The sequence below is a fragment of the Erythrobacter sp. S57(2025) genome (assembly GCF_057365055.1).
In genome coordinates, this window is sequence record NZ_CP200299.1 from 2,590,009 (window position 1) to 2,613,319 (window position 23,311).

The 23,311-nt window shown below is 56.4% G+C and carries 28 protein-coding genes; 6 read left to right on the plus strand and 22 right to left on the minus strand.

Going from position 1 to position 23,311, the window contains the following annotated elements:
• The first annotated feature begins 117 nt into the window (after positions 1-117).
• Positions 118-588 (plus strand): hypothetical protein, encoded by a 471-nt coding sequence (locus tag AC0V6N_RS12375; protein ID WP_486171850.1) that lies wholly within the window; start codon positions 118-120, stop codon positions 586-588.
• Between the two features lie 22 nt (positions 589-610).
• Here the strand turns inward: AC0V6N_RS12375 and AC0V6N_RS12380 are convergent, their stop codons facing one another.
• Together AC0V6N_RS12380 and AC0V6N_RS12385 are read right to left on the minus strand one after the other, a co-directional pair.
• The gene (locus AC0V6N_RS12380; protein WP_486171851.1) at positions 611-1,324 is read right to left on the minus strand and encodes a DUF4145 domain-containing protein; all 714 of its coding nucleotides are present in this window, start codon (positions 1,322-1,324) and stop codon (positions 611-613) included.
• A gap of 3 nt (positions 1,325-1,327) precedes the next feature.
• Positions 1,328-2,377: a ribonucleotide-diphosphate reductase subunit beta gene (locus AC0V6N_RS12385; RefSeq protein ID WP_486171852.1), complete on the minus strand. Its 1,050-nt coding sequence runs from the start codon at positions 2,375-2,377 to the stop codon at positions 1,328-1,330.
• A gap of 299 nt (positions 2,378-2,676) precedes the next feature.
• Here AC0V6N_RS12385 and AC0V6N_RS12390 point away from each other — a divergent pair, with 299 nt between their 5' ends.
• A complete protein-coding gene (locus AC0V6N_RS12390) occupies positions 2,677-3,984 on the plus strand; it encodes a GGDEF domain-containing protein (protein ID WP_486171853.1) in 1,308 nt (435 codons plus the stop codon).
• Between the two features lie 25 nt (positions 3,985-4,009).
• On the opposite strand, the gene AC0V6N_RS12395 is transcribed toward AC0V6N_RS12390, so the two are convergent.
• The 6 genes from AC0V6N_RS12395 to AC0V6N_RS12420 form a co-directional block, all read right to left on the minus strand.
• Entirely contained in the window at positions 4,010-4,297 is a 288-nt protein-coding gene (locus AC0V6N_RS12395) for a hypothetical protein (protein WP_486171854.1), read from the minus strand.
• Entirely contained in the window at positions 4,294-4,485 is a 192-nt protein-coding gene (locus AC0V6N_RS12400) for a hypothetical protein (protein ID WP_486171855.1), read from the minus strand. The genes AC0V6N_RS12395 and AC0V6N_RS12400 overlap by 4 nt, the downstream gene beginning before the upstream one ends.
• 97 nt (positions 4,486-4,582) lie before the next feature.
• The gene (locus tag AC0V6N_RS12405; protein ID WP_486171856.1) at positions 4,583-4,774 is read right to left on the minus strand and encodes a hypothetical protein; all 192 of its coding nucleotides are present in this window, start codon (positions 4,772-4,774) and stop codon (positions 4,583-4,585) included.
• 22 nt (positions 4,775-4,796) lie between these two features.
• Positions 4,797-5,156 carry a PilZ domain-containing protein gene (locus tag AC0V6N_RS12410; RefSeq protein ID WP_486171857.1) on the minus strand — a complete coding sequence of 120 codons (360 nt, stop codon included), beginning with the start codon at positions 5,154-5,156 and terminating at the stop codon, positions 4,797-4,799.
• Between the two features lie 90 nt (positions 5,157-5,246).
• Positions 5,247-5,540 carry a hypothetical protein gene (locus AC0V6N_RS12415; RefSeq protein ID WP_486171858.1) on the minus strand — a complete coding sequence of 98 codons (294 nt, stop codon included), beginning with the start codon at positions 5,538-5,540 and terminating at the stop codon, positions 5,247-5,249.
• A 13-nt stretch (positions 5,541-5,553) separates the two neighbouring features.
• Positions 5,554-5,724, minus strand: coding sequence for a hypothetical protein (locus AC0V6N_RS12420; RefSeq protein ID WP_486171859.1), 171 nt, complete (start codon positions 5,722-5,724; stop codon positions 5,554-5,556).
• Here AC0V6N_RS12420 and AC0V6N_RS12425 point away from each other — a divergent pair.
• Positions 5,723-5,992, plus strand: coding sequence for a hypothetical protein (locus AC0V6N_RS12425; protein WP_486171860.1), 270 nt, complete (start codon positions 5,723-5,725; stop codon positions 5,990-5,992). The genes AC0V6N_RS12420 and AC0V6N_RS12425 overlap by 2 nt on opposite strands.
• A gap of 49 nt (positions 5,993-6,041) precedes the next feature.
• Here AC0V6N_RS12425 and AC0V6N_RS12430 read toward each other — a convergent pair whose 3' ends face one another.
• The 7 genes from AC0V6N_RS12430 to AC0V6N_RS12460 all read right to left on the minus strand — a co-directional run bounded on the left by AC0V6N_RS12430 (position 6,042) and on the right by AC0V6N_RS12460 (position 16,182).
• Positions 6,042-8,081 (minus strand): ribonucleoside-diphosphate reductase subunit alpha, encoded by a 2,040-nt coding sequence (locus tag AC0V6N_RS12430; protein ID WP_486171861.1) that lies wholly within the window; start codon positions 8,079-8,081, stop codon positions 6,042-6,044.
• Between the two features lie 571 nt (positions 8,082-8,652).
• Positions 8,653-9,561: an alpha/beta fold hydrolase gene (locus AC0V6N_RS12435; RefSeq protein ID WP_486171862.1), complete on the minus strand. Its 909-nt coding sequence runs from the start codon at positions 9,559-9,561 to the stop codon at positions 8,653-8,655.
• A gap of 187 nt (positions 9,562-9,748) precedes the next feature.
• The gene (locus AC0V6N_RS12440; RefSeq protein WP_486171863.1) at positions 9,749-10,723 is read right to left on the minus strand and encodes a TraB/GumN family protein; all 975 of its coding nucleotides are present in this window, start codon (positions 10,721-10,723) and stop codon (positions 9,749-9,751) included.
• Between the two features lie 20 nt (positions 10,724-10,743).
• Complete coding sequence (locus AC0V6N_RS12445) at positions 10,744-11,481, minus strand: hypothetical protein (RefSeq protein WP_486171864.1); 738 nt, start codon at positions 11,479-11,481, stop codon at positions 10,744-10,746.
• A gap of 8 nt (positions 11,482-11,489) precedes the next feature.
• Positions 11,490-13,127, minus strand: coding sequence for an L-aspartate oxidase (gene nadB, locus AC0V6N_RS12450; RefSeq protein WP_486171865.1), 1,638 nt, complete (start codon positions 13,125-13,127; stop codon positions 11,490-11,492).
• A gap of 434 nt (positions 13,128-13,561) precedes the next feature.
• Positions 13,562-14,545, minus strand: a complete 984-nt coding sequence (locus tag AC0V6N_RS12455; RefSeq protein WP_486171866.1) for an MBL fold metallo-hydrolase — start codon at positions 14,543-14,545, stop codon at positions 13,562-13,564.
• Positions 14,546-15,237: 692 nt separating this feature from the next.
• On the minus strand, positions 15,238-16,182 hold the full coding sequence (locus AC0V6N_RS12460; protein WP_486172486.1) for an ABC transporter ATP-binding protein: 945 nt from the start codon (positions 16,180-16,182) through the stop codon (positions 15,238-15,240).
• A 118-nt stretch (positions 16,183-16,300) separates the two neighbouring features.
• Here AC0V6N_RS12460 and AC0V6N_RS12465 point away from each other — a divergent pair, with 118 nt between their 5' ends.
• Together AC0V6N_RS12465 and AC0V6N_RS12470 are read left to right on the plus strand one after the other, a co-directional pair.
• The gene (locus tag AC0V6N_RS12465; protein WP_486171867.1) at positions 16,301-16,558 is read left to right on the plus strand and encodes a zinc-finger domain-containing protein; all 258 of its coding nucleotides are present in this window, start codon (positions 16,301-16,303) and stop codon (positions 16,556-16,558) included.
• 162 nt (positions 16,559-16,720) lie between these two features.
• On the plus strand, positions 16,721-17,185 hold the full coding sequence (locus tag AC0V6N_RS12470) for a hypothetical protein (protein ID WP_486171868.1): 465 nt from the start codon (positions 16,721-16,723) through the stop codon (positions 17,183-17,185).
• A gap of 11 nt (positions 17,186-17,196) precedes the next feature.
• On the opposite strand, the gene AC0V6N_RS12475 is transcribed toward AC0V6N_RS12470, so the two are convergent.
• Together AC0V6N_RS12475 and AC0V6N_RS12480 are read right to left on the minus strand one after the other, a co-directional pair.
• The gene (locus AC0V6N_RS12475; RefSeq protein WP_486171869.1) at positions 17,197-17,853 is read right to left on the minus strand and encodes a hypothetical protein; all 657 of its coding nucleotides are present in this window, start codon (positions 17,851-17,853) and stop codon (positions 17,197-17,199) included.
• Positions 17,854-18,059: 206 nt separating this feature from the next.
• Positions 18,060-19,031 (minus strand): NAD(P)H-dependent flavin oxidoreductase, encoded by a 972-nt coding sequence (locus AC0V6N_RS12480; protein ID WP_486171870.1) that lies wholly within the window; start codon positions 19,029-19,031, stop codon positions 18,060-18,062.
• Positions 19,032-19,176: 145 nt separating this feature from the next.
• Here AC0V6N_RS12480 and AC0V6N_RS12485 point away from each other — a divergent pair, with 145 nt between their 5' ends.
• On the plus strand, positions 19,177-19,662 hold the full coding sequence (locus tag AC0V6N_RS12485) for a hypothetical protein (RefSeq protein WP_486171871.1): 486 nt from the start codon (positions 19,177-19,179) through the stop codon (positions 19,660-19,662).
• On the opposite strand, the gene AC0V6N_RS12490 is transcribed toward AC0V6N_RS12485, so the two are convergent.
• From AC0V6N_RS12490 to AC0V6N_RS12510, 5 genes are read right to left on the minus strand one after another with little or no spacing between them, the layout of a single operon-like run.
• Complete coding sequence (locus tag AC0V6N_RS12490) at positions 19,659-20,309, minus strand: endonuclease III domain-containing protein (protein WP_486171872.1); 651 nt, start codon at positions 20,307-20,309, stop codon at positions 19,659-19,661. The genes AC0V6N_RS12485 and AC0V6N_RS12490 overlap by 4 nt on opposite strands.
• Positions 20,310-20,348: 39 nt before the next feature.
• Positions 20,349-21,137 (minus strand): hypothetical protein, encoded by a 789-nt coding sequence (locus AC0V6N_RS12495; RefSeq protein ID WP_486171873.1) that lies wholly within the window; start codon positions 21,135-21,137, stop codon positions 20,349-20,351.
• 31 nt (positions 21,138-21,168) lie between these two features.
• Positions 21,169-21,873: an endonuclease III domain-containing protein gene (locus tag AC0V6N_RS12500; RefSeq protein WP_486171874.1), complete on the minus strand. Its 705-nt coding sequence runs from the start codon at positions 21,871-21,873 to the stop codon at positions 21,169-21,171.
• Between the two features lie 18 nt (positions 21,874-21,891).
• Positions 21,892-22,758 carry a hypothetical protein gene (locus AC0V6N_RS12505; RefSeq protein ID WP_486171875.1) on the minus strand — a complete coding sequence of 289 codons (867 nt, stop codon included), beginning with the start codon at positions 22,756-22,758 and terminating at the stop codon, positions 21,892-21,894.
• An 18-nt stretch (positions 22,759-22,776) separates the two neighbouring features.
• Positions 22,777-23,310, minus strand: coding sequence for a metal-dependent hydrolase (locus tag AC0V6N_RS12510; protein ID WP_486171876.1), 534 nt, complete (start codon positions 23,308-23,310; stop codon positions 22,777-22,779).
• Position 23,311: the final 1 nt, after the last annotated feature.

A 23,311-nucleotide genomic window follows, 5' to 3' on the forward strand; every position in this document is an offset into this window, starting at 1 on the left:
AGGCTCCTTTAGTGTATTGTTTGAATAATACACGTGCGAGCCTCGGGTGCAAGCGCGCGCATAGTCATTGCGCGAAACTGTATTGAGATCGCGCGCGCCTTACGATATATCTTAGATATGACAAAGATCGAAGCCATCCCCATCCCCCAAGGCAGCCTACTTGCCGAGTTCGGCCCACCACCGGGCTTCACAACTGAGCCCTATCGCGACTGCTTTATACGCCGCGAAAGTGGCGTGGTGAGCTTGGAGCAATTGATCGAGCGCTTCTATTGCAGCTGGGCCTTCCGCCCTGAGCGGATAGCGCTGGGGTTTATTGGACGCGGGGCCTCAAGCGAAGACGCGCGGGCACTGGCTCGCGGCGAGGTCGAGAGCTTCGCTGCATGGACCGTAATCGACCGCCGTGAAAACGAGATTTTGCTGCAAGACTTTCAGGGAGCCACTGCAAGCTGGCTATCGGTCAGACCCGCAGCGGATGGCGGCACCAAGCTGTTGTTTGGCAGCTGGGTCGGCAAGCCAGATCGCGGCGTGGTGAAGGCGCTGATGCCGGTTCACCAATGGTACGCGCGGGTTTTGTTGGGTGGGGTTTGAGAACCAATCGCACCTAAAACGGTCAGTTTTCTTTCGAAGCAGTAAGGGGTAGGCGACCATGTGGAGCAGCGCTTTTGCTTACCCTTTCTTCGATTGCGTTGCGTGCCGTTTCTGGCAATTTGCTGTAAATCGCATCGATCTGTGCGGGTTCAGAAATTGCCTTCTCAACAATGAAATTGAGGATACTGAACAGGCCTAGCGAGATTTCCCTATCATCATCTAGGTTGATCGCTCCGGGGTGGACCGCGTTGTTTCCGACCACTCGCAATATGTCCATCGAGTCCATGACACGCCTACCAAGGCCGTACTCGTCGTGCAGAAACTGAATATCCTTATTTATGTTCTTTCCAGGCGCACCAAGGACAACGCAAAGCTTCTGCAAGCACAACCTTAAAAGAGCAGCACTCGCGCGAGGAGAGTCGTTGTAAATTTGACGTGCTTCTTCAAAGTCAGGAACAAGTTCCTTTGGGAAGTCTGCATGTGCTTCAGGCGCTAGGCTAGCTCTTGGCCAAACCAATTCCTTCAATTTCCAAATTAGCTTTTTTTCACAGGCATCGCATTGAGAAAGAAAAATGTTCTCAGTGTGCGCGTTAAAGCTAGAGGATGTACTGTTACCCCTTTGGATAAATGTCGACCCGACTTGGCCCCAACGTTGCTTAGCAAATTGCTTACAGTGCGGACAAACGAACGCCGAACTATGCAGCTTTGGATTGGGGTCAGTTGTCGGTTCTGCCATACATCACTCCGCCGCTTCAACAGCTCCGAACATATCGGGGCCGCCGTCGACCGCTTCGTCTTCGTTGACCGCTTTGGCTTTTTGGCGGTTGTCGAAGGAGCTCCACACGTCGTTCCAATTGCCCTTGGTCGCGCCTTTGGAATATTCGGTTGCGCGCGCTTCGAAGAAGTTGGCGTGCTCGACACCGTTCAGCAGTGGGCTGAGCCATGGCAGTGGGTGCTCATCGATCATGTAGATCGGCTGGAGGTTCAGCTGGCCCAGACGCCAGTCAGCGATGTAACGGATGTACTTCTTGATATCCTTGGCCGTCATCCCTTCAACAGGGCCCATTTCAAACGCGAGGTCGATAAATGCGTCTTCGAGGCGGACGGTCTTCTGGCAGATGTCGATGATGTCTTCTTTGACGGCCTTGGTCAGGCAGTCGCGCTCTTCGCAGAAGGTGTGGAACATCTTGATGATGCCTTCGCAGTGGAGCGTCTCATCGCGAACAGACCATGATACGATCTGCCCCATGCCTTTCATCTTGTTGTGGCGCGGGAAGTTCATCAGCATCGCGAAGCTCGCAAACAGCTGCAGGCCTTCGGTGAAGCCACCGAACATGGCGAGCGTGCGGGCGATGTCTTCGTCAGTGTCGACGCTGAACTGGTTCATGTAATTGTGCTTGTCGGCCATTTCCTCATATTCGAGGAAGGCGCTGTATTCGCTTTCAGGCATACCGATTGTGTCGAGCAGGTGCGAATAGGCCGCGATATGTACCGTCTCCATATTGGAGAAAGCGGCGAGCATCATCTTGATCTCGGTCGGCTTGAACACGCGGCCATATTTGTCGTGATAGCAATCCTGCACTTCGACATCGGCCTGCGTGAAGAAGCGGAAGATCTGGGTGAGCAGATTGCGCTCATGCTCGGTGATATTTTGCGCCCAGTCGCGGCAATCTTCACCCAGCGGCACTTCTTCTGGCATCCAGTGGATCTGCTGCTGACGTTTCCAGAACTCGTAAGCCCAAGGGTATTGGAACGGCTTGTAGGTATTGCGGGCTTCGAGCAACGACATGTTGTGTCCTTCGTTTCGTGTTCAGCGTTTCTATATAGGTGAACAAAGTACGCAGTGACAGGCAAGCACGTATGATTCGGCGGGGATAAACCGTGCAAAATCTGAGTCGAAGCGAGTCGGTCTTCGTGACACTTGCACACCGCTCACGAATTTAAGATGTGCGCATCGCAACAGATAGGCAAAACCACCTAATCTGCAATATTCCCAGCGACCAATCCGATCAGACCCGGTTTCCGCCAACCTTGCGAAGCGAGACCCCGCATCCGCTAAGCCTAACACCAAATTAAGTGTCTTACTCTATGGCAGCTTTTGTCATGGGCGTCATGCAACCCCTCTCTCCCGCTGAAGCGACAGAGCATCTTCCTTTGCAGGAGGAGGCGTTCCGCGTGCCTGCGGGCATCGACATCGACGCGGTAGAGTATGTTCGCAAGAGCGGTGCATCTTTGCGTGATTGGCCACAGGCCGCCGCAAAGCTTTACCGTGAAGAGATCGTTCAGCGGATTTACCGTGAACATCACCTGCTGTTTTTGATCGGGTTTTTGCTCTGCCTTGGCACCATTGCGCTCGATTTTATCGTGAATCCAGCGATGGTTGTCGAAGGCGTTGTTCTGCGCATCCTCGCCATTGCGCCGCTTACCATTTTGGGGCTGGTTGCAGGGCTGCGCGGCTGGACCTGGCTGCTAAAAATCTGCCTCGGCGCAGCGCCCATCGCTTTCATTGGGGTGATCGTGCATTTGGGGTTCTTGCTCCCGCCTGATCTTGCTGCGCGCTATGTCAATTCAACAATTTTGCTGGTCGGCATTGCCAATGTCATCTTGCCCTATTCGCTGCGCGGTCTGATCATTTTCGATGCGATCGCCATTGCGATAACCAGCGCCGTGATCGCGGGTCATGCACCTTTGGGAATTGGCGCACATATTGACCAGATCGCCGTTTTCGCACTGATCGCGGCAGCGACCCTACCGATTGCGTCGCGGTTCGAGCGGCTGCGTCAAAACAACTTTCTGCTGACATTGCGTGCCCGTATCTTTGGCCGCGAATTGCTCGAAGCCAATCGCAGCCTGCGCGCTCTGTCAGAAACCGACCCGTTGACGGGAATCCCCAATCGTCGCTGGTTCGAACGCCAGTTTGACGCGCGCGTTCTGCCCCCCGGTGAAAACGGCAGAGGCAGCGATTCCATCGGCCTTGTGCTGATCGACCTTGATCACTTCAAAGCGTTCAACGATGCGCATGGCCATCAGGCGGGCGACTATTGCCTCAAACTGGTCGCCGAGGCGTTTCGCGATGTGGTCGAGGCCAAGGGCGGCATTGCTGCGCGCTATGGCGGTGAGGAATTCATCGGCGCAATGCGCGTGACCGACAAGTCATCCATCATCGAAATGGGTGAGGACATTCGCGGCGCTATTGCCGATGTTCTGGCACCCGCTGACAGGCGTCGAAAACCCATGGTGACGACATCTGTAGGGGTCGGCATCGCGCCTGCTGCTGCCAAATTGCCACGCGAAGAGCTGATCGAAATGGCCGATGCAGCCCTGTATGCGAGCAAGGATAATGGCCGCAACCGGGTTGAAGTGGTCGAGGCAGAAGCTGCCTTTAGTGCACAGTAAGAATGGGCAATCGCCGCAAGGGTGATCAGTCAGATCGCTTTTTCGAGCCAAAGAAACTTCCGCCGCCCAGCACAGTGACGCCTAGGAAAAACCCGAAATCGTACCAGCCGCCTGAATTGGGCACGGCGTAAACGGCGATATCAGGACTGAAGAGCGAGCCGATAAAGCTCCACGGAAAAATGAACCCGTGCCACAGCCCCCACCAGAATCCGGGCGTTTCAGGCGCAGCGCTTACCCCTGCATCAATCTGGCTGGCGCAAGCAGATACGAGTAACGCCAACGATACAGCAAAGGCGATACGGGAGAGTTTCACGCCACTGCCATCCAGACCACCAGCCACAAAATTGGCAGAAACACGCCGGCCATCAAGACATGCAATCGCCCTGCATTGGCGCCGTGTCCCTCTGGCCCCATGGCAAGCCGCATACCGTTGCCGATAAAGGCCAGCGCGAAGATCGTGCCGGCAATTCCAATCCAAATGGGCACCGCGATACCAGTCATCAAAGCCACTCCCGTCCAACCCGCCTTACAGCGCAAGGTCGGCGAACAGACTGACATAGATTTTGGAAAAGCGCGAGGGGCTTGGTCTTTTCGCCCCTTAGAAGACCTCAAGCGCTCCGATATCGGGGAGGATTAGGTTGAACACGACGTAAAGGATCACCGGCAGCAATATCGTGGCGATGATCATGAATTTCGCAGCCGAGGTGGTGATCAACCCATTGCTGCGCCAATGGCTGAACAGTCTGACCTCAAACAATGCGATGAAGGCAAATGTTATGGGAAGGAGCACGCCAAGCGTCATTGGCGCACTATCAGCAGAAACGCTGCGGCTTTACCCCGGACATATCCTCGAACTCGTCGGCAACACCAATGCTGGCAGGGTCGGGAATATGGCTCGTCTGGAAAGAGGTGAACAGCTCTTCGGAAAGCGGCGCGTTGAACGTCACGCCCGCTTCGCCATCTTTGATCCACTTAACAGAGGCGCGATGCGGCCCTGATTTTCCGACATAGATTTGTACAGGGATGCCAGGCGTTAGACCACGCTCACCCAACGCAAACCGGCAGCCGCCAACCGAGAGGTCAGACAGTTGCACATCCTCCGGAATCCCCGAACCAGTAAAGTAACGGCCAGGCAGCGTGATGCTTTTGCGTGTGGTTTGCCGAGTACGCATGATGCACGCAGAGATAGCCCGATAAGTTTAAGGCACCGTAAACCACTGTTTCGCACAGCAATCAGGAGGAATTTGGGGTGCGCGATGCGCTCAGCTGGCGGCTTCGAGAAACAGCAGCGTGATCAGGAGCATTATCGGCGGTGCGAGCAGGTCGAACAGCAATTTGCCGAAAAACAGCGCGCCGATTGCAACCAATCCCCAGCCGAAACACCCCAGAAATCCGCGCCGGTCGTCATTGGCGTCCCGGCGCGCCTCTCGCACCGCAGACCAACCGCCCGCCAGAAACAACGCACCCAAAATCGCTGGGCCGATGAATGCGCCATAAGGCCCCAGATCGAGGTCAAGAAACCAATCGAACAGACTGAGGATTTCAGTTGGGATCATGGCGTCTGAACGCTCAAAAGAATATCCAAGCAAGAGCGGCGGGCAGGAGAAATACAAGGAAATCCGCAAGCGACACAAGAATGAGGTAGGCTCTAACCGGCGCGGATACCGAAACAAACAGATTGGCGATCAGCAACACCGCCGATCCAATCGCGGCGACAAAGCCTGCTGCGATCCCAAGCATGATCAGCGATTTTGAGGTTTCGGACCAGTTCGTTGATAGCCCCATAAACATGGCAACAGCGAACAACAGGCATGTGAAACAAACAATTCCGCCTGCAATGATCGCTGTAAAGCGCCATCGCAGGCGGGTTGTTTTGCTAATGATGGTCAATCCTATGGCGACCAAGTTTAAGCAGAAAAACACAATTGCGGTTGCGCCAACTGCTATCGCAATCGAGGTGCCGGGCTCTGGATTCATGAAGCCAAAACTCGGCACCCTTGTTGCGTAGTTAGATGAGGCATCTGTCCATTGTCGGGCAGCGCTTTACTGGCAGCGCGTTACTGGCAGCTCAGGCATTCTTCATAATCGGTTTGCTCGCCGGCATTGGCGGACAGCTCGATTTTGAGCGCTTCGTCAGTGTTGTCCGCTTCGACGCCACCGGCAAAGCCTGCGCGCTGGACCGATTTTGACCGGAGATAATAGAGCGATTTGATGCCTTTCTCCCATGCTTGGAAGTGCAGCATCATCAAGTCCCACTTATCAACATCAGCCGGGATGAACAGGTTCAGCGACTGCGCCTGATCGATATACGGCGCGCGGTCTGCTGCGAATTCTAGCAGCCAACGTTGGTCGATTTCGAAGCTTGTTTTGAAGCTCGCCTTTTCCTCTTCGGTGAGGAAGTCGAGATGTTGGACCGAACCACCGCGTTCGAGGATCGAATTCCACACATTGTTCGAATTCTTCGACTTTTTATCGAGCAGCTTTTCAAGATACGGGTTCTTGACGATGAAGCTGCCGGACAGCGTTTTATGCGTGTAGATATTCGCAGGGATCGGCTCAATACAGGCGCTCGTGCCGCCGCAAATGATCGAAATCGACGCGGTCGGCGCGATTGCCATTTTGCAGGAGAACCGCTCCATCGCGCCCATTTCAGCAGCGTCTGGGCATGGTCCACGCTCTTGTGCCAGCAGCATGGAGGCTTCGGATGCCTTGGCCTGAATGTGCTTGAACATTTTGAGGTTCATGGCTTTCGCCATCGCGCTTTCGAAACCCAGTCCTTTTTGCTGAAGGAAAGAGTGGAAGCCCATCACACCCAGACCAACCGAGCGTTCACGGTCAGCTGAATAGCGCGCACGGGCCATTTCGTCGGGCGCGCGGTCGATATAGTCCTGCAGGACATTGTCGAGGAAGCGCATTACGTCTTCGATGAATTGCTTGTCGCCGTTCCACTCATCCCATTTTTCAAGGTTGAGCGAAGACAGGCAGCACACAGCCGTGCGATCATTGCCAAGGTGGTCAATGCCGGTTGGCAGAGTGATTTCTGAACACAGGTTTGAGGTCGACACTTTAAGGCCCAACTCGCGGTGATGCTTTGGCATCATGCGGTTCACGGTGTCGTTGAACACGATGTAGGGCTCACCTGTTGCCAGACGGCATTCGACCAGCTTCTGGAACAATGAACGCGCATCCACTGTGCCGCGCACTTCGCCGGTTTTGGGCGATTTGAGCTCAAATTCCGCGCCATCGCGAACCGCTTCCATGAAGTCATCGGTCAGCAGCACGCCGTGATGCAGGTTCAGGGCCTTACGGTTGAAGTCACCAGAGGGTTTGCGGATCTCGAGGAATTCCTCAATCTCCGGGTGCGAGACGTCGAGATAGCACGCCGCCGAACCACGCCGCAGCGAGCCTTGCGAAATCGCGAGGGTCAGCGAATCCATCACGCGCACGAATGGGATAATGCCGCTGGTCTTGCCGTTCAGGCCAACCGGTTCACCAATGCCGCGCACATTGCCCCAATAGGTGCCGATGCCTCCGCCTTTGGACGCGAGCCAGACATTCTCATTCCAGGTGCCGACAATCCCGTTGAGGCTGTCTTCAACTGAGTTGAGATAGCAGCTGATCGGCAGGCCGCGCGATGTGCCGCCGTTTGAAAGAACCGGGGTCGCAGGCATGAACCACAGGTTTGAAATGTAATCATACAGGCGCTGGGCATGCTCCTGATCATCAGCATAGGCATCTGCAACACGGGCAAACAGATCCTGATACGATTCTCCGGGCAAGAGATAGCGATCGGTCAGCGTTTCCTTACCAAACTCGGTCAGGTTCGCATCGCGCGCATCATCGGTAACAACGTCAAAACGGCGATCATTGACCTTTTTGCTGTCATCGTCGGCAGCGGCTTTGACCGCTTCGGTCATAGCACCGGCAAGCGCTTCTGCGCCTTTGGCGGCGATCAATTCCTCGCTGCCTTTATCTGCCTTGTCCATCATCACGGCCTTTTCGCCTTTGGTGTTCTTGGGAGTACTTTTCGTCTCGGTCTCGAGCGCTTCACCCGTTTCTGTCTCGCTCAGCACTTCGTCGCCTGCCTTAAATTCCATTGTAGCCCCGTTCTCACATCATCCGAATCGGATAGAGCGTTTCCACACCATAGCGGAATATCGCGTTTGTTCCGATTCTGTTCTGCACCAAATCTATCGACAGCTTCCCCCTTGGTCGCCCCCAACAGGCCCACAAGGTTATCCGCCATTCAATCCACACAAGACCCAACTTGACCGACTCCTCCCCCGCTCGGGCCTTCACGATTAACGTTTAGGCTCGGGAGAAATCACAAGCATTTGGGGGTCCAGTGCGAACCGAACCCCTAGATAATGAATCAGAGGCGATTGGCCGTCAACGGGTGATTAACCATGAATTGTATCCGATTCAGGATACAACTCTATGTTGCAGTGCAGCGACGCGCCGGAAAAGCTTGAGTCGTGGATCGCGCAAGCCCCAAAGTGAATCTGTGAAGAAAAATTTGGTGATTGAATCATGTGAATCAATCTGTGAATCTTTACCCTGTTTCACCGCAACAATGTTGCGCGGGTGGCCGTTGGGGGCAGCTCACGGCCGGCCGGGCCATCGCCGCTCAAACGGCAGAGACCCGGCAATCGACAAAGAATCAGTAAGCTAGGTTCTGATCGGTGTGGCAGCGCGCGCCGCCTTGGCATGAAGCGCGATTTCGTCAGCCAATCTGTCCACCAGTTCCAGCGGCAGATCGTGGCCCCAGCCAGGGATCGTCACCAGCTTTGCGCCAGGAATATGCTTGGCGGTGTCCTTACCGCCCTCCAGCTTCACCAGCGGATCGTCCTCACCATGCAGCACCAAAGTGGGGGTGGTTATCTGCGCCAGACGGGTGCGGCGATCACCATCGTCAATGATAGCTGCCAATTGGCGGGGCAGGCCGGGCGGGTAGACGCTGCGCTGCACACCTTTGAGCACGCGTTCACGCAAGCGCTCTGGATCGGGGCGATAACCGGGGCTGCCAATATTCTGCGCGATATTGATGCCGTGCTTCACCACGGTCTCTTCATCCAGCGAAGCAAGCGGCGCGGTCAGCGCCTGCATCGCTTGTTTTTCAGCAAGAGGCAGCGATGCATTGCCAGTGGTCGACATGATTGAAGTGAGCGAAAGCAGCTTGTCAGGGTGGTTCACCGCAGTCAGCTGCGCAATCATCCCGCCCATCGACGCACCTACAACATGCGCGCGGCTGATTTCGAGCGAATCGAGCAAGCCCACGGCATCGTCGGCCATGTCTTCCAGAGTGTAGGGGACCTTGGCTGGCCAACCGATCTTCTTACGGATCACTTGCCATGCAGGCTTTGGCGCGCGTGCGCCTTCCATCTTGTCAGAAAGCCCAATGTCGCGATTGTCGAAGCGGATGACGCGGTATTTTCGATCAACCAGAGCAGCCACAAATTCATCGGGCCACAGAGTCATCTGTGCACCCAATCCCATCACCAATAGAATTGGCTCATGATCAGGATTGCCATGGCTTTCATAGAACAGCGAAAGGCCGTTCGCCCCAATATGCGGCATAGTGGTTTTCCTCAATCACCCTCTTGCGGGGCTTTAGTGCCTGCGCGAACCTGAGAGTATCAAAGCCGGTTTACCTAAGCAGATCAACGTTTCATGTTACATATATGAACAAAAGCCAGGCGCGTGGCTTCAAGGATACAGAAACCGATCGGTAAGCTGCGCTGAATAGACACGCGGTGACGCGGGATTAGCCGCCCGGCAAATTGCCCCGCCAATCAGGCCCGCCAATTTCAAAACCCTGACCTTCCAACTGATCGAGGACGCCATCGCTTTCTGCCAGCACTCGAAGGGGCACTACAGCAAGGGTTACGCCTTCATCATTTGCAGCCTCGGCAATCATGCTCACCCATTGGCCCCGGATTTCGTCACCCAGTTCCGGGTCCGCCCAAGGCCAGCAGGTTCCCAGCGCCACTTCGAGCGGGTTTTGCATGACCGCTGGCACGTCAAAGGTGCGCCAGTCCTCTCCGCGCTGTTCGATAATTGTCTGACCCGCTTCGGTCGCGCTCATCGCCGCTTCGAGGCAGGGGATATGAGAGGCAGGATCAGCGTCTGCCAGATTGTCGAGCAAGTCTTCGCCGCGAAACCGCTCTGGCCGGGTGATCGGCACATCCGCGCGGTCTGCTGCCTTGCGCACCACATCGGTTGCATCGTCCGTCGTATCATCATCAAAGTCGAGCCGCCGGGCGAGCAGGTCAAACCCGGTCATCAGAAAGCTACGGCGATCATAATCAATGTCATGCTCTGCCTCGAGTGCGGCAAGGCGCTGGCGTTGTTCGACCGAGAGATAGTCACCCGCAACAGCTCCATCAGGCAGCTTGGTAAAACGTCCTCCGCGAAAGATCAGGCGAAACACATCACCGGGTGAGAATTTGGGCCGCGCACGAAGGATAACGCGGCTCGCTTCACTAGTGGCTTCTTTCAATCGGTCCGGTTGCCAAGGCGTGCTTTCAGGCACTGCGCGGATTTCGCCGACCAGAATGATGGTCCCGGTGGGTGTTTCAATGGTCCACATCGGCGCACCAGAGCGCTGAGCGGTGACGACGATCTGGTTTGGAGTTTGATTGCCAGCTTGATTAGAGGCCTGATTTTGGCTGTTGGCCTCCTGCGCGGTGACCGATACGGGCACCATCACTAAGGCAAGCGCTGCAATTGCACGCATCATCTATTGCTCCAAAATCGGTTCTATTCGGCTAAAGTCTCATCCTCAGCACGCCGCAGTTGAACAATCACTGAAGTCTGCTCGCTGTCATCATCAAACGCGCAGCGCACGCGCATGAGCAGGGGCAGTCTCGGCTGACCCGGAACCCAATAGTCATAGACGCCATCAGATGCGCATTGGGCAGCGGTGATAGACCGTTCTTCGAAATGTTGCCGCGTCGTCATGGTCGATGAACGGGGGTAATCGACGGCATTGGCGACGAAAAAGGCCTCTTGCTGCTCTAGTCTTGCCTGAATTGCATCGCGCGAAATGCGATGAATTCCCCCATGCTGAACCGTGAGCCAATCGGGCTGATCTGCTACTATGGGCGGGGCAGACAGGTTCCAAGGGCGACGCGCCGCGATCCATGGAATGCCTCCACGTTCGATCATCAAAATGTGGGGGCTACGCGGCACCACATCCTCGTCGCGCTTGATTGAATAGCCTAAGCTTTCACCATTCTCGTCATAATCCATCGAATTGACAAAGCGATCGACCACCAGTGTGGTTTCAGCGCCCGTGTCCCAATCGATCTGGACAAAGTAAACCTCGACGCGGGAGGCCTCGTAATACCCCAAATTGTCGGTCGATACGCGAAGCAGAAACAAATGCTTTTCGCTCACACCGATAGGGTCTTCGACAAAATCGATGAACGTATCCGGGCTTGCCGAAAGAGGCGCTGCGATAAGCAGAGAAAGAGCGGCAGCAATAGACTTGAACAAAGGAATCCTCACGGCACCAACACCGTATCACGCACTTCCTCTGAAGTTTCAGGATAATCGAGCGTATAGTGCAGCCCGCGGCTTTCCTTCCGGTGCAAAGCGCTAGTTACGATTAGCTCTGCGGCTTGGAGCAGGTTGCGCAGTTCGATCAGGTCAGTGGTGACGACGAAGCTACCGTAATAATCCTCCACCTCTTTCCTCAGCAGCGCGATGCGATTGGCGGCGCGTTCCAGACGTTTGGTAGTGCGCACTATCCCGACATAATTCCACATGAAGCGGCGGATTTCGGTCCAGTTCTGTTTGATCACGACCATTTCATCGGAATCGGTCACGCGGCTTTCATCCCACGGCAGGATCGCAGGCGGTTCTTCGAGCTGGTCCCATTTAGAAAGGATGTCGCTGGCCGCCGCTTCGCCATAAACAAAGCATTCGAGCAGGCTGTTGGACGCCAGCCGGTTCGCGCCGTGCAGGCCGCTTTCGGTGCATTCGCCCGCCGCCCATAGGCCGGGGAGATCGGTGCGGGCATGCAGGTCCACCACCACTCCGCCGCATGTATAATGCTGGGCAGGCACAACCGGGATCGGCCCTGCGGTCATATCAATGCCGAGCCCCGTGAGCTTCTCATCAATCGTTGGGAAATGTTTGCGCACGAATTCCGGGCTTTCGTGGCTAATATCAAGATGGACATAATCAAGCCCGTATTTCTTGATCTCGGCATCAATCGCGCGCGCCACCACATCGCGCGGCGCCAGCTCCATACGCTCAGGATCGTAACCTTGCATAAAGCGCTCACCCGTCTCAGGGTTGTAGAGCCGCCCGCCCTCTCCGCGCACGGCTTCGGTGATGAGGAAGTTTTTGACCTCCAGATTGTAGAGGCAGGTTGGGTGGAACTGCATCATCTCCATATTGGAAACCCGCGCACCAGCTCGCCACGCCATTGCGATACCATCGCCGGTCGCGCCGCGCGGGGCGGTAGAGAATTGGTAGACGCGGCCTGCACCGCCAGCGGCCAAAATGGTCGCGCGCGCGGTGTGGCGCTCAACCTGGCCCGTTTCTTCATTGAGCGCGTAAACGCCCCACACCCGGCCAGCAGCGGAGAATTGCTCTCGGTTGCGGTCAGTGATCAGGTCAATTGCCGTGCGCCCGCCAAGCATGGTGATATTGGGATTGGCTTCGGCGGCTTTCAGCAAAGCGGATTGCACCGCCCAGCCGGTCGCATCATCGACATGCACGATCCGGCGGTGCGAATGCCCCCCTTCGCGCGTTAAGTGCAGATCGCCTGAGTCCTTGTTAAAAGGCACGCCCAGTTCGACCAGCCGATCAATGCTTTCAGGCGCGCGCTCGATCACGAACTCCACGGCTTCCTGATCATTCAGGCCAGCGCCCGCAACCATCGTATCGCGGACATGGTTTTCGAACGTATCGCCCGCATCCAGGACTGCTGCGATCCCGCCTTGCGCCCATGCGGTAGAGCCGCCGGTGAGCGATCCCTTGGCCAGCACCAAGACTCGCTTGCTCGTCGCAAGCTCAAGCGCCGCCGTTAATCCCGCGGCGCCCGATCCGATGATGATAACATCAAAGGCGCTTGCACCATTGTTGACGTCGGCGGAGCGGGCGCTTTCCTGCAATTCTCTTGGCTCATTCATGCATAAATCCATGGCGGCCGCAGCCCAGCATAGCAAGTATCAAGAGATTGCCACGGCTGATCGCATTTGGCTGGACGTGATGGGGCGCAGGCCACCATCATGCAGCGCGGCTTAAAGATAAGCTTAATCGTTATTGCGACCAGGGGAACGCAATTGCGGTAATCACCCGGTGCCAGGTTAGTTTTGTAAGTTAAATTAGAACTTATTGAACTAAAATCTGTCCGACTTTAAAATGCTCAACTTGAGAGGACAGTCCCCCATGTCCGTTTTTAGTTCGATTCTTTGCAGCTTAGGCCGCCATGCACCGCTTAGACGTGAAGTAGAATGGGATGGCAGCCATTACATTGGCAAATGCCGGCACTGCGACAAGAACATCAGGCGCCTTTCCCGCCGCACTTGGCGCGAACGCAAAGAGCATTCTTCGAAAAAGCGTTCTAAAGCGCGTAGCAATCAAGGTCAGCTGCAACGCTAACCAGCCCATCGTAATTGGTGGCAATCGCCGCCAACCCGTCTTCGATCCGGCTAAGGCTGCGCTCCATATTGTGGGTTAGCACCAACCGCTCTGGCGCTATTGCCCCTGCAAGTTCGCCAATCTCCTCTGGCGTGCGGTGCAATCCGCGCGGCTGGCCTTGCTCGCCATTGATCACATGATGCGCGAAGAGGACCGTGGGGTTGCTACCGGCAAGATCGCTGGCAAAACGCTCACTCAGGAAGCTCTGATCGCCGGTAATGACAAAGCTCGCCTCGCCCACTTCGACAATATAGCCGAGCGCCGGGACTGGGCCGTGATGGACCGGATGCGCCATAACGGAAAAATCGTTGGAGACATCGAGACCCACTGGTCCTCCCGCGCCTTGTGCCGTTGTAACCTCGCGCACTAACAGTTCGGGCTTATTCTCAGTCCCATCCTGATAGCCGCCATTATAGGCAAAAGCTCCATCGGCCTTCCCGATGAGGCGCTGCATGAAACTTGCCATACCGGGGAAGCGAGGCGCTGCATCTGGGCCTACTATCGTGAGTGACTCGGTTCGCCCTTCAAAAACACCGGAGTTGAGCACATCGACAATATCGCCCGCGTGATCGGCGTGGAGATGGGTGACAAGGATCGCATCAAGTGTTTCCAGCTTCCCGCCTGCCTCAGCAAATCGCAGGAAACTGCCAGAGCCTGCGTCGATCAGCAGGCGCGGAGTGCCATCAATCCAAAGAAGATAGGATGTCGCAGCGCGCCCTGCCTCAGCAATCGGACCACCGCTTCCAAGCACTTGCAATGCAGCCCCTTCATTGGGGCAGGCGGCAGGCTGTTCGGCGCGGGGGATTTCATCTTTGGCAGCGATGGCTTGCGCGTCGTCATCCGAAGCGCTGGCAAGTGAACAGCCAGAAAGCACACAAGCTCCAAACATCGTGATCACATATCGCATATTTCAACGCCTCATACTGCAGCTTTGTGTGTATGATGATCTCATACCCAGCGGCTCAGTGAAAGGCGATAGGCATGGTGCGTAGGTTTATTGGCTTGAGTGTTTGGGCCTCGGAGCGCAGTGGCATTTTCCTCGCAGGCATTGTCCTTTCGATGAGCGCCCTAGTCATGCCCATCGGTGCCCCATTGCTCGCCCAAAGCGACGCGCCGTTTAGGGCCAGCGAAGGGTCATTCGACTACCGGATCGATGCTCGAGACGAGAGATGCTCGCTGGTGTCGGTCAATCGCCTCGATCAATCAGGTTTCACCTTCACTATTGGCAAAACCGGCCCCAGAAGCACACTAACACTGTTCTCACCGGTCGACATGGCAGACGAATATGGGGGTGATATGCGCCTTGAAATTCATGGGGTCAGCAGAACGCTTGAGCGAAGAGCTTCATTCATGAAGTCCCCCGAACTCAGGCGGTGTCTTCTACTACATCGTCGATCTCTCAGCGATTGGAGCGGATCATACGACATTGAAGCATATCCGCGGCTTCACGCTCGAATATCAAGGCACGAGGCCCGGCCGTTTTAGTCTTGCGGTTGCCGATGCAGCCTATTTGCGATCCGTCAGCGCGTTTAAATCCTGTGTCGCTTCACTTCCGTCGCACTGGACGTTCTCGCCGTAAGAGTTGGCGTAATCGAGGGCCTAACTCGCTGTCAGCTGTACAAACACATCTTCCAAATCGGCCTCACGAGTGGTGACGTCTTCGACCGTCAGCCCTTGCTCTTGCAAGATGGCAAGCACTTGGCCCGCATTCATCTGGTCTTTGTCATATGTGACTTCGACCCCGCGTTCTCCCGTCAATTGCACCTTGCTAAAGGCATCGTGAGAGGGCGCAGTTGAAAGATCGCCTGCCACGGTCACGGCAACGATTTTCTCGCGCGCCATGCCGATCAATTCCTGCGTGGGTTTGTGAGCAATCAATTCGCCGTGATTGATAATCGCAATTTCATCGCACAGCTCTTCGGCTTCCTCGAGGTAATGCGTGGTGAGGACGACCGTTACGCCTTCACGATTGAGCTCAGTGACAAGCTCCCATAGCTGGCGGCGCAATTCGACATCAACGCCCGCGGTCGGCTCATCAAGCACGAGGATCGGCGGCGAGTGAACCATCGCCTTTGCCACCAAAAGCCGCCTCTTCATCCCGCCAGACAATGTGCGGGCATAGGCGTTGCGTTTGTCAGCCAGACGCACCGCTTCGAGCAATTCTTCGCTGCGGCGCAAGGCGGCTGGAATGCCATAGAAGCCGCCCTGATTTTCCAGCACTTCAAACGGGGTGAAAAACGGATCGAACACAATCTCTTGCGGGACAATCCCGATGGCGCGGCTGGCATTGCGGCGTTGCTCATCAATATCAAAGCCCCAGATCTCAGCCGAGCCGCTGGTCTTGTTGACGAGGCCTGCGAGCACATTGATCAGTGTGGATTTTCCCGCGCCATTGGGGCCGAGCAATCCGAATATTGACCCTTCGGGCACATCAAAGCTGACGCCTTTCAGCGCCAACTTACCTTCAGCATCAGCGCCTTTTGCGCCTTTGGGCGCGGCATAGCGCTTAACCAGATTGTCGATGCGAATGGCAGGCAGGTTCATGCCGCTAGGCTCTATCAAGAGGGCGCGCGCTTGCAAGCCTTTCAAACCGGGCATTGATGCGGCTCCTGTGCAAATCCCGGATTGAAATCGGATCGGCGCAGGGGTAATTGCCCCTCCCATGACTGATCTTGTGCCTGAAATCATCCGCGTCAAAACGCGCCGCGTCAGCTGCGACGGGGCAAGCGCCATTCGCGGCGGCAGCGATTATCGCCCGGCTGCGCTAGGCCATCCGCGCATTTTTCTTGAGATTGACGAGCACGGCTATGTCGATTGCGGTTATTGCGACCGGCGCTTTGTGCTCGAAGGCGGGCCGGCAGATGGCGCAGATCAGGCGGACCTACCCGATATCTCAGCAGGCGCTGATCCCGGCCATTGATGACGGGAGGCATGATCTACCCAGCGCGGAGCCTGAGGGAATCAATGCCGAACAAGAGTTTCGGCAGTTTCGCTGGCTCAGGGAGCGCGCACCTGGTCAGCACCCGTTCAGCGAATGTGTGCGACTCATTGCAACTTGGGGGTCAGAAAACAGGAGTGTGCTATGGCCAAATCTCTTTCGAATTCTGTCTTTAAGCTATCATCGGCAGGTGCAGCTGCCGCATTCGCGCTAGTCGCTGCGCAACCCACTTTGGCGGAAGAACACAGCGAAGACAGCGCGCAAAACGCCGAAATGACTGAAGGTGAGCAGCGTCTTGCCCGATTGCTCGAAGGGCGCGTTGCAGGCGAACCACAAAGCTGCATTCGCAACCGTTTGAACGATCGCTTCACCGTTATTGACGGCACCGCCTATGTGTATGGACGCGGCAATACGATCTATGTGCAGCGCACGCGCGATCCTGAAGACATTGATCGTTTCGACACCCTCGTCACGCGGCGCTTTGGCGGCGGGCAGGTTTGCAAGCATGAGATCCGCACCACGGTAGATCCCGTGAGCGGCATCTTTACCGGCGCTGTCTTTTTCGACGACTTTATCCCTTATACGCGGGTCGAAGAATCCGACAGCTAAGCCTGTCTAAATCAACGAATTTGAGAGCGCGGTGAGACTGTCTCGCCGCGCTCTTTGTTTTGAGTCGCGGTCTCTGGGTGAAAGCTGACCTGCAAATCGTCGCAGAAGATATCGTTCAATCCGGCCCCAGTACCTTGGTGGCGCGAACCTGCGACAGGCGAGTAAAGTGCTCGCTGCAACGCGTTGGCGCGCTGCAATTGATCAATGGAATGGCGATACCGATCGAGTAAGGATTGCGATTGCACATCAGGTCGCCGCACAATTTCGGATAGACGATTATAGCTTTCGGGTTCGGCCCAGACATTGTCTGTCGCCAAAATCTCACGAACTTGCGCACGCAATTCATCAACAGGCGGCATGTCAGCGAAACGATCGTGACGCTGGGCCTGAACGCGGGGGGCGAAGCTGATCGGGCCATCAACAGCGGCGGAATCTAGAGCGACTTTCGACGCAGCATTTCGCAGATTGACCGGCTCGCTTCGGGCTACTTTACCGGGAGCCACTTTACCGGGAACAGGGAACGTGAAGAGGCTTTCAAATTCCTCGCTCGCAATGTCCTCTGCGACATAACGTCGCATCGCGCCGCGAATATCGCCCAGCATATAACCGCATGCGCCCGTTGCGATTGACGCGGCCGCCCAAAATTCCGGCCCAAAAACAATGCTCACTTACATGCCCTCTCGTCCAAACGTTCCCAGTTCTTTGAACGGTCGAACAGAGGCGCGATTAAGGAATTACGCGTGGTCCGGCACTGCCATCGAACATGCGTAAGTTACCTGAGTGTAGCTGCTTAGAAAATTCGCAGGGCTACCTAGTCCGCGTTAACGGGCGAGTAGGGATTGAAGCGGTGGATTGCCGAGCTGGAATGGCAGGCCTAAGCCGCCATTCCATTCATCCGGGCAAGGATACTGTCGGCTTCTTCCATGATCCCATCGATCAATTCCTGACAGGTCGGAATATCGTTGATCAGGCCTGCGACCATGCCGCAGCTCCACGCGCCCTTATCCATATCGCCTTCCATCATAATCGATGGATAGACGCCTGCGACCTCTTCAACGATGTCTTCAAACTTGATGTCATCGCCAAGCTGCTTTTCCTTCTCAAGCAGGCGTTCCACCGCTTCATTTGTCATCACGCGTTCCGTGTTGCGGAGCGGGCGCATGACAAGGCGGGTGTCGAGTTCAGAGGCCGCGACAATCGCCTTTTTCACATTCTCATGAACGGGTGCTTCTTTGGTGGCGATAAAGCGCGTGCCCATATTCATGCCCTGCGCGCCCATGGCGAGGCTGGCGACCAGGCTGCGCCCATCTGCCATGCCGCCTGATGATACGAAGGGAATGTCGAGCTCATCCGCGGCGCGTGGCAGCAGGATGAAATTGGGAATGTCGTCCTCACCCGGATGACCGCCGCATTCAAAGCCATCAACGCTCACCGCATCGCAACCTATCTCCTGCGCTTTTAGGGAATGGCGCACGCTGGTGCATTTGTGGATCACCTTGATCCCCGCATCTTTAAGCGGCCCAAGCAATTGCACGGGATTGCGCCCTGCGGTCTCAACCACAGGCACGCCGCCATCGATGATTGCTTTCACCAGACCTGGATAATCGGGCGGAGTGAGCGTGGGCAGAATGGTGAGGTTCACGCCGAACGGCTTGTCGGTCATGTCCTTGCAACGCGCGATCTCATTGGCGAGCTTTTCCGGCGTCCCTTGGGTCAGGCCGGTGATGATCCCCAGACCACCCGCATTGGAAACCGCCGCTGCCATTTCGGCAAAGCCCACATAATGCATACCGCCTTGAATGATGGGGTGCTGAATGCCGAACATTTCGGTGATCGCGGTTTTCATCTTTAGCGTTCCTCTCAAGCCTATTTGATTTGCCGCGCAAACAAGCCGAATATTGCAGCGTGTGCAAGCTCGCTTTTTGCAGGGGATTTCCTGAGCGAATTGCCTTACGCTGCGCGTCGTAGCGTCAGATGCAGGAGGAGACGCGATGCCGAAGCAATCAATTGATACGCCAGATGCGCCCGCGCTGTTTTACGCAAGCCTTATCGCGACCGCGCTCGTCTATATTGCTGGCGCACTCATCTTTTCTGGTGTCATGTATTTTGGCGGAACCCATGGCGGTTGGGGGCCGATGATCACTTCTCTGGTGATGTTTATGACCATTGGCGCGCTGGGCGCTGCAGCCGCCGGCTTGCTGCTCACCGCACCGCTCGGGACAGCGATTGGGCTGGCGATGTTGCGGGTGACGCCCGCGCGTTGGTGGCAAGGGCCAGTGACAGGCGCGCTGGTCGCGATCAGCCTGATTGGCCTCGCCCTGCTGATTTCGCGTGAGCCGCTCGATTGGTCAGACGGTGGCAATTTTGTGTTTCTTGCGATCCCCATCACACTGGCAATGATTGCTGGGGCCATTGTCCAACGCAAAGTGCTGCACTGGCCAGCTCACGCAAGGCCACAAACGCACAATAAGCGCTAATCCCGCTCAATCGGGCCGGTTTCGCAAAGACCCTTCACAACGCAGATATCGCATTTGGGGATCCGCGCCCGGCACACGCGCTTGCCGAACTGGATCAGCCAGAAGTGCCCATCGCGCATGGCCCATTCGGGACTGCGTTCTTCTAATTGCTGCGCCGTTTTTTCCGCCGTCTTCGCTTCTGTCAGGCCGATCCGATTGCAGACGCGGTGCACATGCGTATCGACCGCGATCACGTCTTTGCCAAAGGTAAAGCTCATCACGATGTCGGCGCATTTGCGACCAATGCCGGGCAGGCTCATCAAACCTTCGCGAGTGTCAGGCACCACGCCGCCATGCTCGTCCAGCAATGCAGTGCAGAACTTGCGGATGCTCTTGGTCTTGTTGTTGTAGAGGCCGCAGGGCTTGATCGCCGCCGCAATATCCTCATCGCGCAGCGCCAACATGGCCTCAGGTGTCTTTGCGAGTTTGAACAAGGCGCGCGTCGCAGCCGCCGTATTCCGGTCGAGCGATTGGGCAGAGAGCATACAGGATATGCAGGATCGGAACGCATCAGGCTGTCCCTTCGGCCCTTTGGCATTCTTGGTGCGGCCCGGCATCGCCTTGGCCAGAGCTTCGTAGACTTCGTCGACTTGAGTTTCGCTGAGCATACTTGGAACAGCGCACAAAGCACCCAAGCGGTTCCAGCATCACCCCTTTGGCTTAAGCAGCCGGTCCGGCCTGATCCGCCGCGCTTCGCCAAACATGGAATAGGTCTTGTTCACATAGTTTGAGACATCGACGATGCTGTCGAGATATTTTTCAAGATCCTCAGTCATCTCCTGCTCAACCAGCCGGACATGCGCGCCCGGATTTTCGGTTTCGAAGCGGACATAGAACCACGGTTCACCGCGTTTGAGCACCAATGGCTGGTTGATGTCATGCCACTCAAATCCCCAGCTAAGAGGACGCGGCCAGATATGGACGGGGAAGCGGCCACCCATCTGCACGCCTGGGCGAGGAGTGGGGAAATAGTCGAGATAAGGCGCGGTCTGCACCACATAGCATGGCTCATCAGCGACAAAGACATAAGGCGCAGTGATCTGAATGATCGGTCGCTCTGGATGGCGCCATTCGCTGGGCGGATGCATGATCAGCATATTGGCCCTGCCTTGCGGCCGCATCGCCGATTTCTCGCCATCCGCATCAAGCAATTGCAGCTGACCATCAGGCTTTCGCCCAAAGGACAGTTTCAGGTCGATCGGGCACGGAATGACGAAATGTCGCCGGTCAAAATCAATCGCCGCCGGACACACCTGCACCGATTTGGCAGAAGCGGGCTTGGGATCGGAGCGCGTGAAGGGTTTGGGCGGAGACCAGATCGCATCGCCCCCTTGAGGGAAACGAACCGTCCAACCCACCGTTACGCTGCGCGATTTGCCTTTGGCTTCGGCTTCGCGGCGCTCGGCCTCTTCGGCAAATTGATCTTCCCAGCTCATCACATCTCTCATTGTTCAAGTGTTGGCCACGTCATGCAGACTTCCGCCCCGTTTCGCAATTCTCTTGCACAGGGCACCGCGCGCAATCCGCTTTGCGAGGGCGACAATGGGTCTGACCCAGTTTTTTGAGTAGAAGGTGATGCTCATCCATATCCGCCGCCGACCATTCTGGCGGGACTATCGGCATCAGCGTGTCATATGTCCGCGCGGTATCGGCTTTCGCTGCGACAATGCCCATACGCTGCATGATCCGGCGGTGATGGCCATCAATCACCATTGCGCGCCGATCGAAGGTACTGGCATTCATGACGCCAGCCGAGTTCTTTCGTGCGACACCGGGCAATTGCTCCAGCCAAGCCATCGCTTCGTCGGTTGGCAGGTTAGAAAGGTGACGCAGATCGACACTGCCGCGCGCTGCGATAATGGCATTGAGGCAGTCTTTAAGACGTTTGGCAGCGACACTAGGGAAGGTCTGGCGTTGCAGCCGTTCCTCCAGCGCATCGGTTGATTGAGATGCCACCTTTTCCCAAGTCCCAAATTCGGCAAGCAGTCCATCGGTGGATGCATTGGAGGCGGCGGTCTTAGTCTGCGCGCCGATCACCCCGTGGACCAGCACCCACACCGGATCGCGGCGCTTATCTGGCGGGCGGATGATGCGCCCAAACGCGCCGATCAGCGCAGTCTGGGTCGCTCGCAATACTTCGGTGCGCGGATCAGGGCCAAGCGGAAGCTCCATAGCATCCGGTTTGCACGATCATTGCCCGCGTGCAAATCTTGCGGTGAACTCACCCACACCCGGCATATCTTCAAAGCCAAAGACATAGGCGGGCTCTACCGTGTCGGAAAAATCGAGCCCGCCATCGCTTACGGCAGGATTGACATAGGCAGCGGTGGGGTTGTGCAGGTCCGACAGGCGTTTTGCCTCCACCCAAATCGCGCCAATGCTGGGGTCATTTAATAAAGCGGGCCAATGTTCGGGGCTGTGCGTGTTAAAGCTGGGCGAGCCATTGCCGGGGAAATTGCCGTCTGAGATGCGGTGGTAACGGACTTTGCGGCGAACGAAGTAGATGTCGGCCTCGCTCGTGGTGGCCTCGTTCCAATCAGAATGCTGCACCAGATGGACATTGCCCCACAATTCTTCCGGCAGGCCGCGCACCATCGCGGCGGACACATCCGATTGCCCGGCCTCTGTGATCCAAACCTTGCCGCCTGCATCCAAAGTGGCGCGCGCCTCTGCTGTCAGACGCGCTACCGCCGCATCCCGATCAGCATGCGCGTCAACCCAGCTATCACCAAAGGCGAGGTCGAACAATTTGGGTGCAGGGATGAACTCGCCATCCTGCGTGCCATAGGCGCCTGCGGTCGCGATGTAGCGCACACAGGCAAAGTCAGGATGCGCCAAGATACTGCCGAGCCCGGCCACCGATTGCAGATCGTCAACATCGGGCTTGCTGTCATAATTGGCGATCAACAGGTCTCTTGCAGGATCAAATCGCCCGATCATCGGCGCATCGGCGCAAAGGTCAGCAGCGCTATCACTATGATGCGGATGAGCGGACAAAACGGCTGGGCTTAGTACGGCGGCTAGGGCGATTGCGGGCGTAAGCTTCCAAATAGACATCGTTGTCAATTTGCACATTTAGGGCGTTTTGACCAGCCCTTTGCGTCTCCGAAGCGCGATTGCCCCGGTGGCCAGCACAAGGCACGGGAGCCAGATCCATTTGAACTCCGACCACACTGTCTCAACCCCTCTCATCGAGAAAAAGTTGCGGCCAATCGGAGAGACACGCACGGGCGTTTCGGGCGCGAAGACACGCGAATTGTCAAACGGCCACCAAAGCGCTGCTCCCAAACCACCATTGGTCAAGGTGTCGAGCAGGCCGTGACTCGCCATTGCCAGGGTCAGGAACGCAAAGCCGATCAGGCTGCGCGCCTCCTTCCAAACCAGCGCAAGTGCGCCTGCGCAAAGGGCGGCGAACACTATCGAATGCGTCGCGCCGCGATGCCCCCACTCATCGGCATATTCGATCCCTAGCCGAAAACCGACCACATCAGCATCTGGCAGGATCGCAAAAACTGCGCCTGCTACCGCCAATTTCGGAGAAATGCGCCCACTGCCAGCTGCCGCCGCGATCGCAAGCGGTACGACAGCATGGGTGAATATGGTCGGCAAG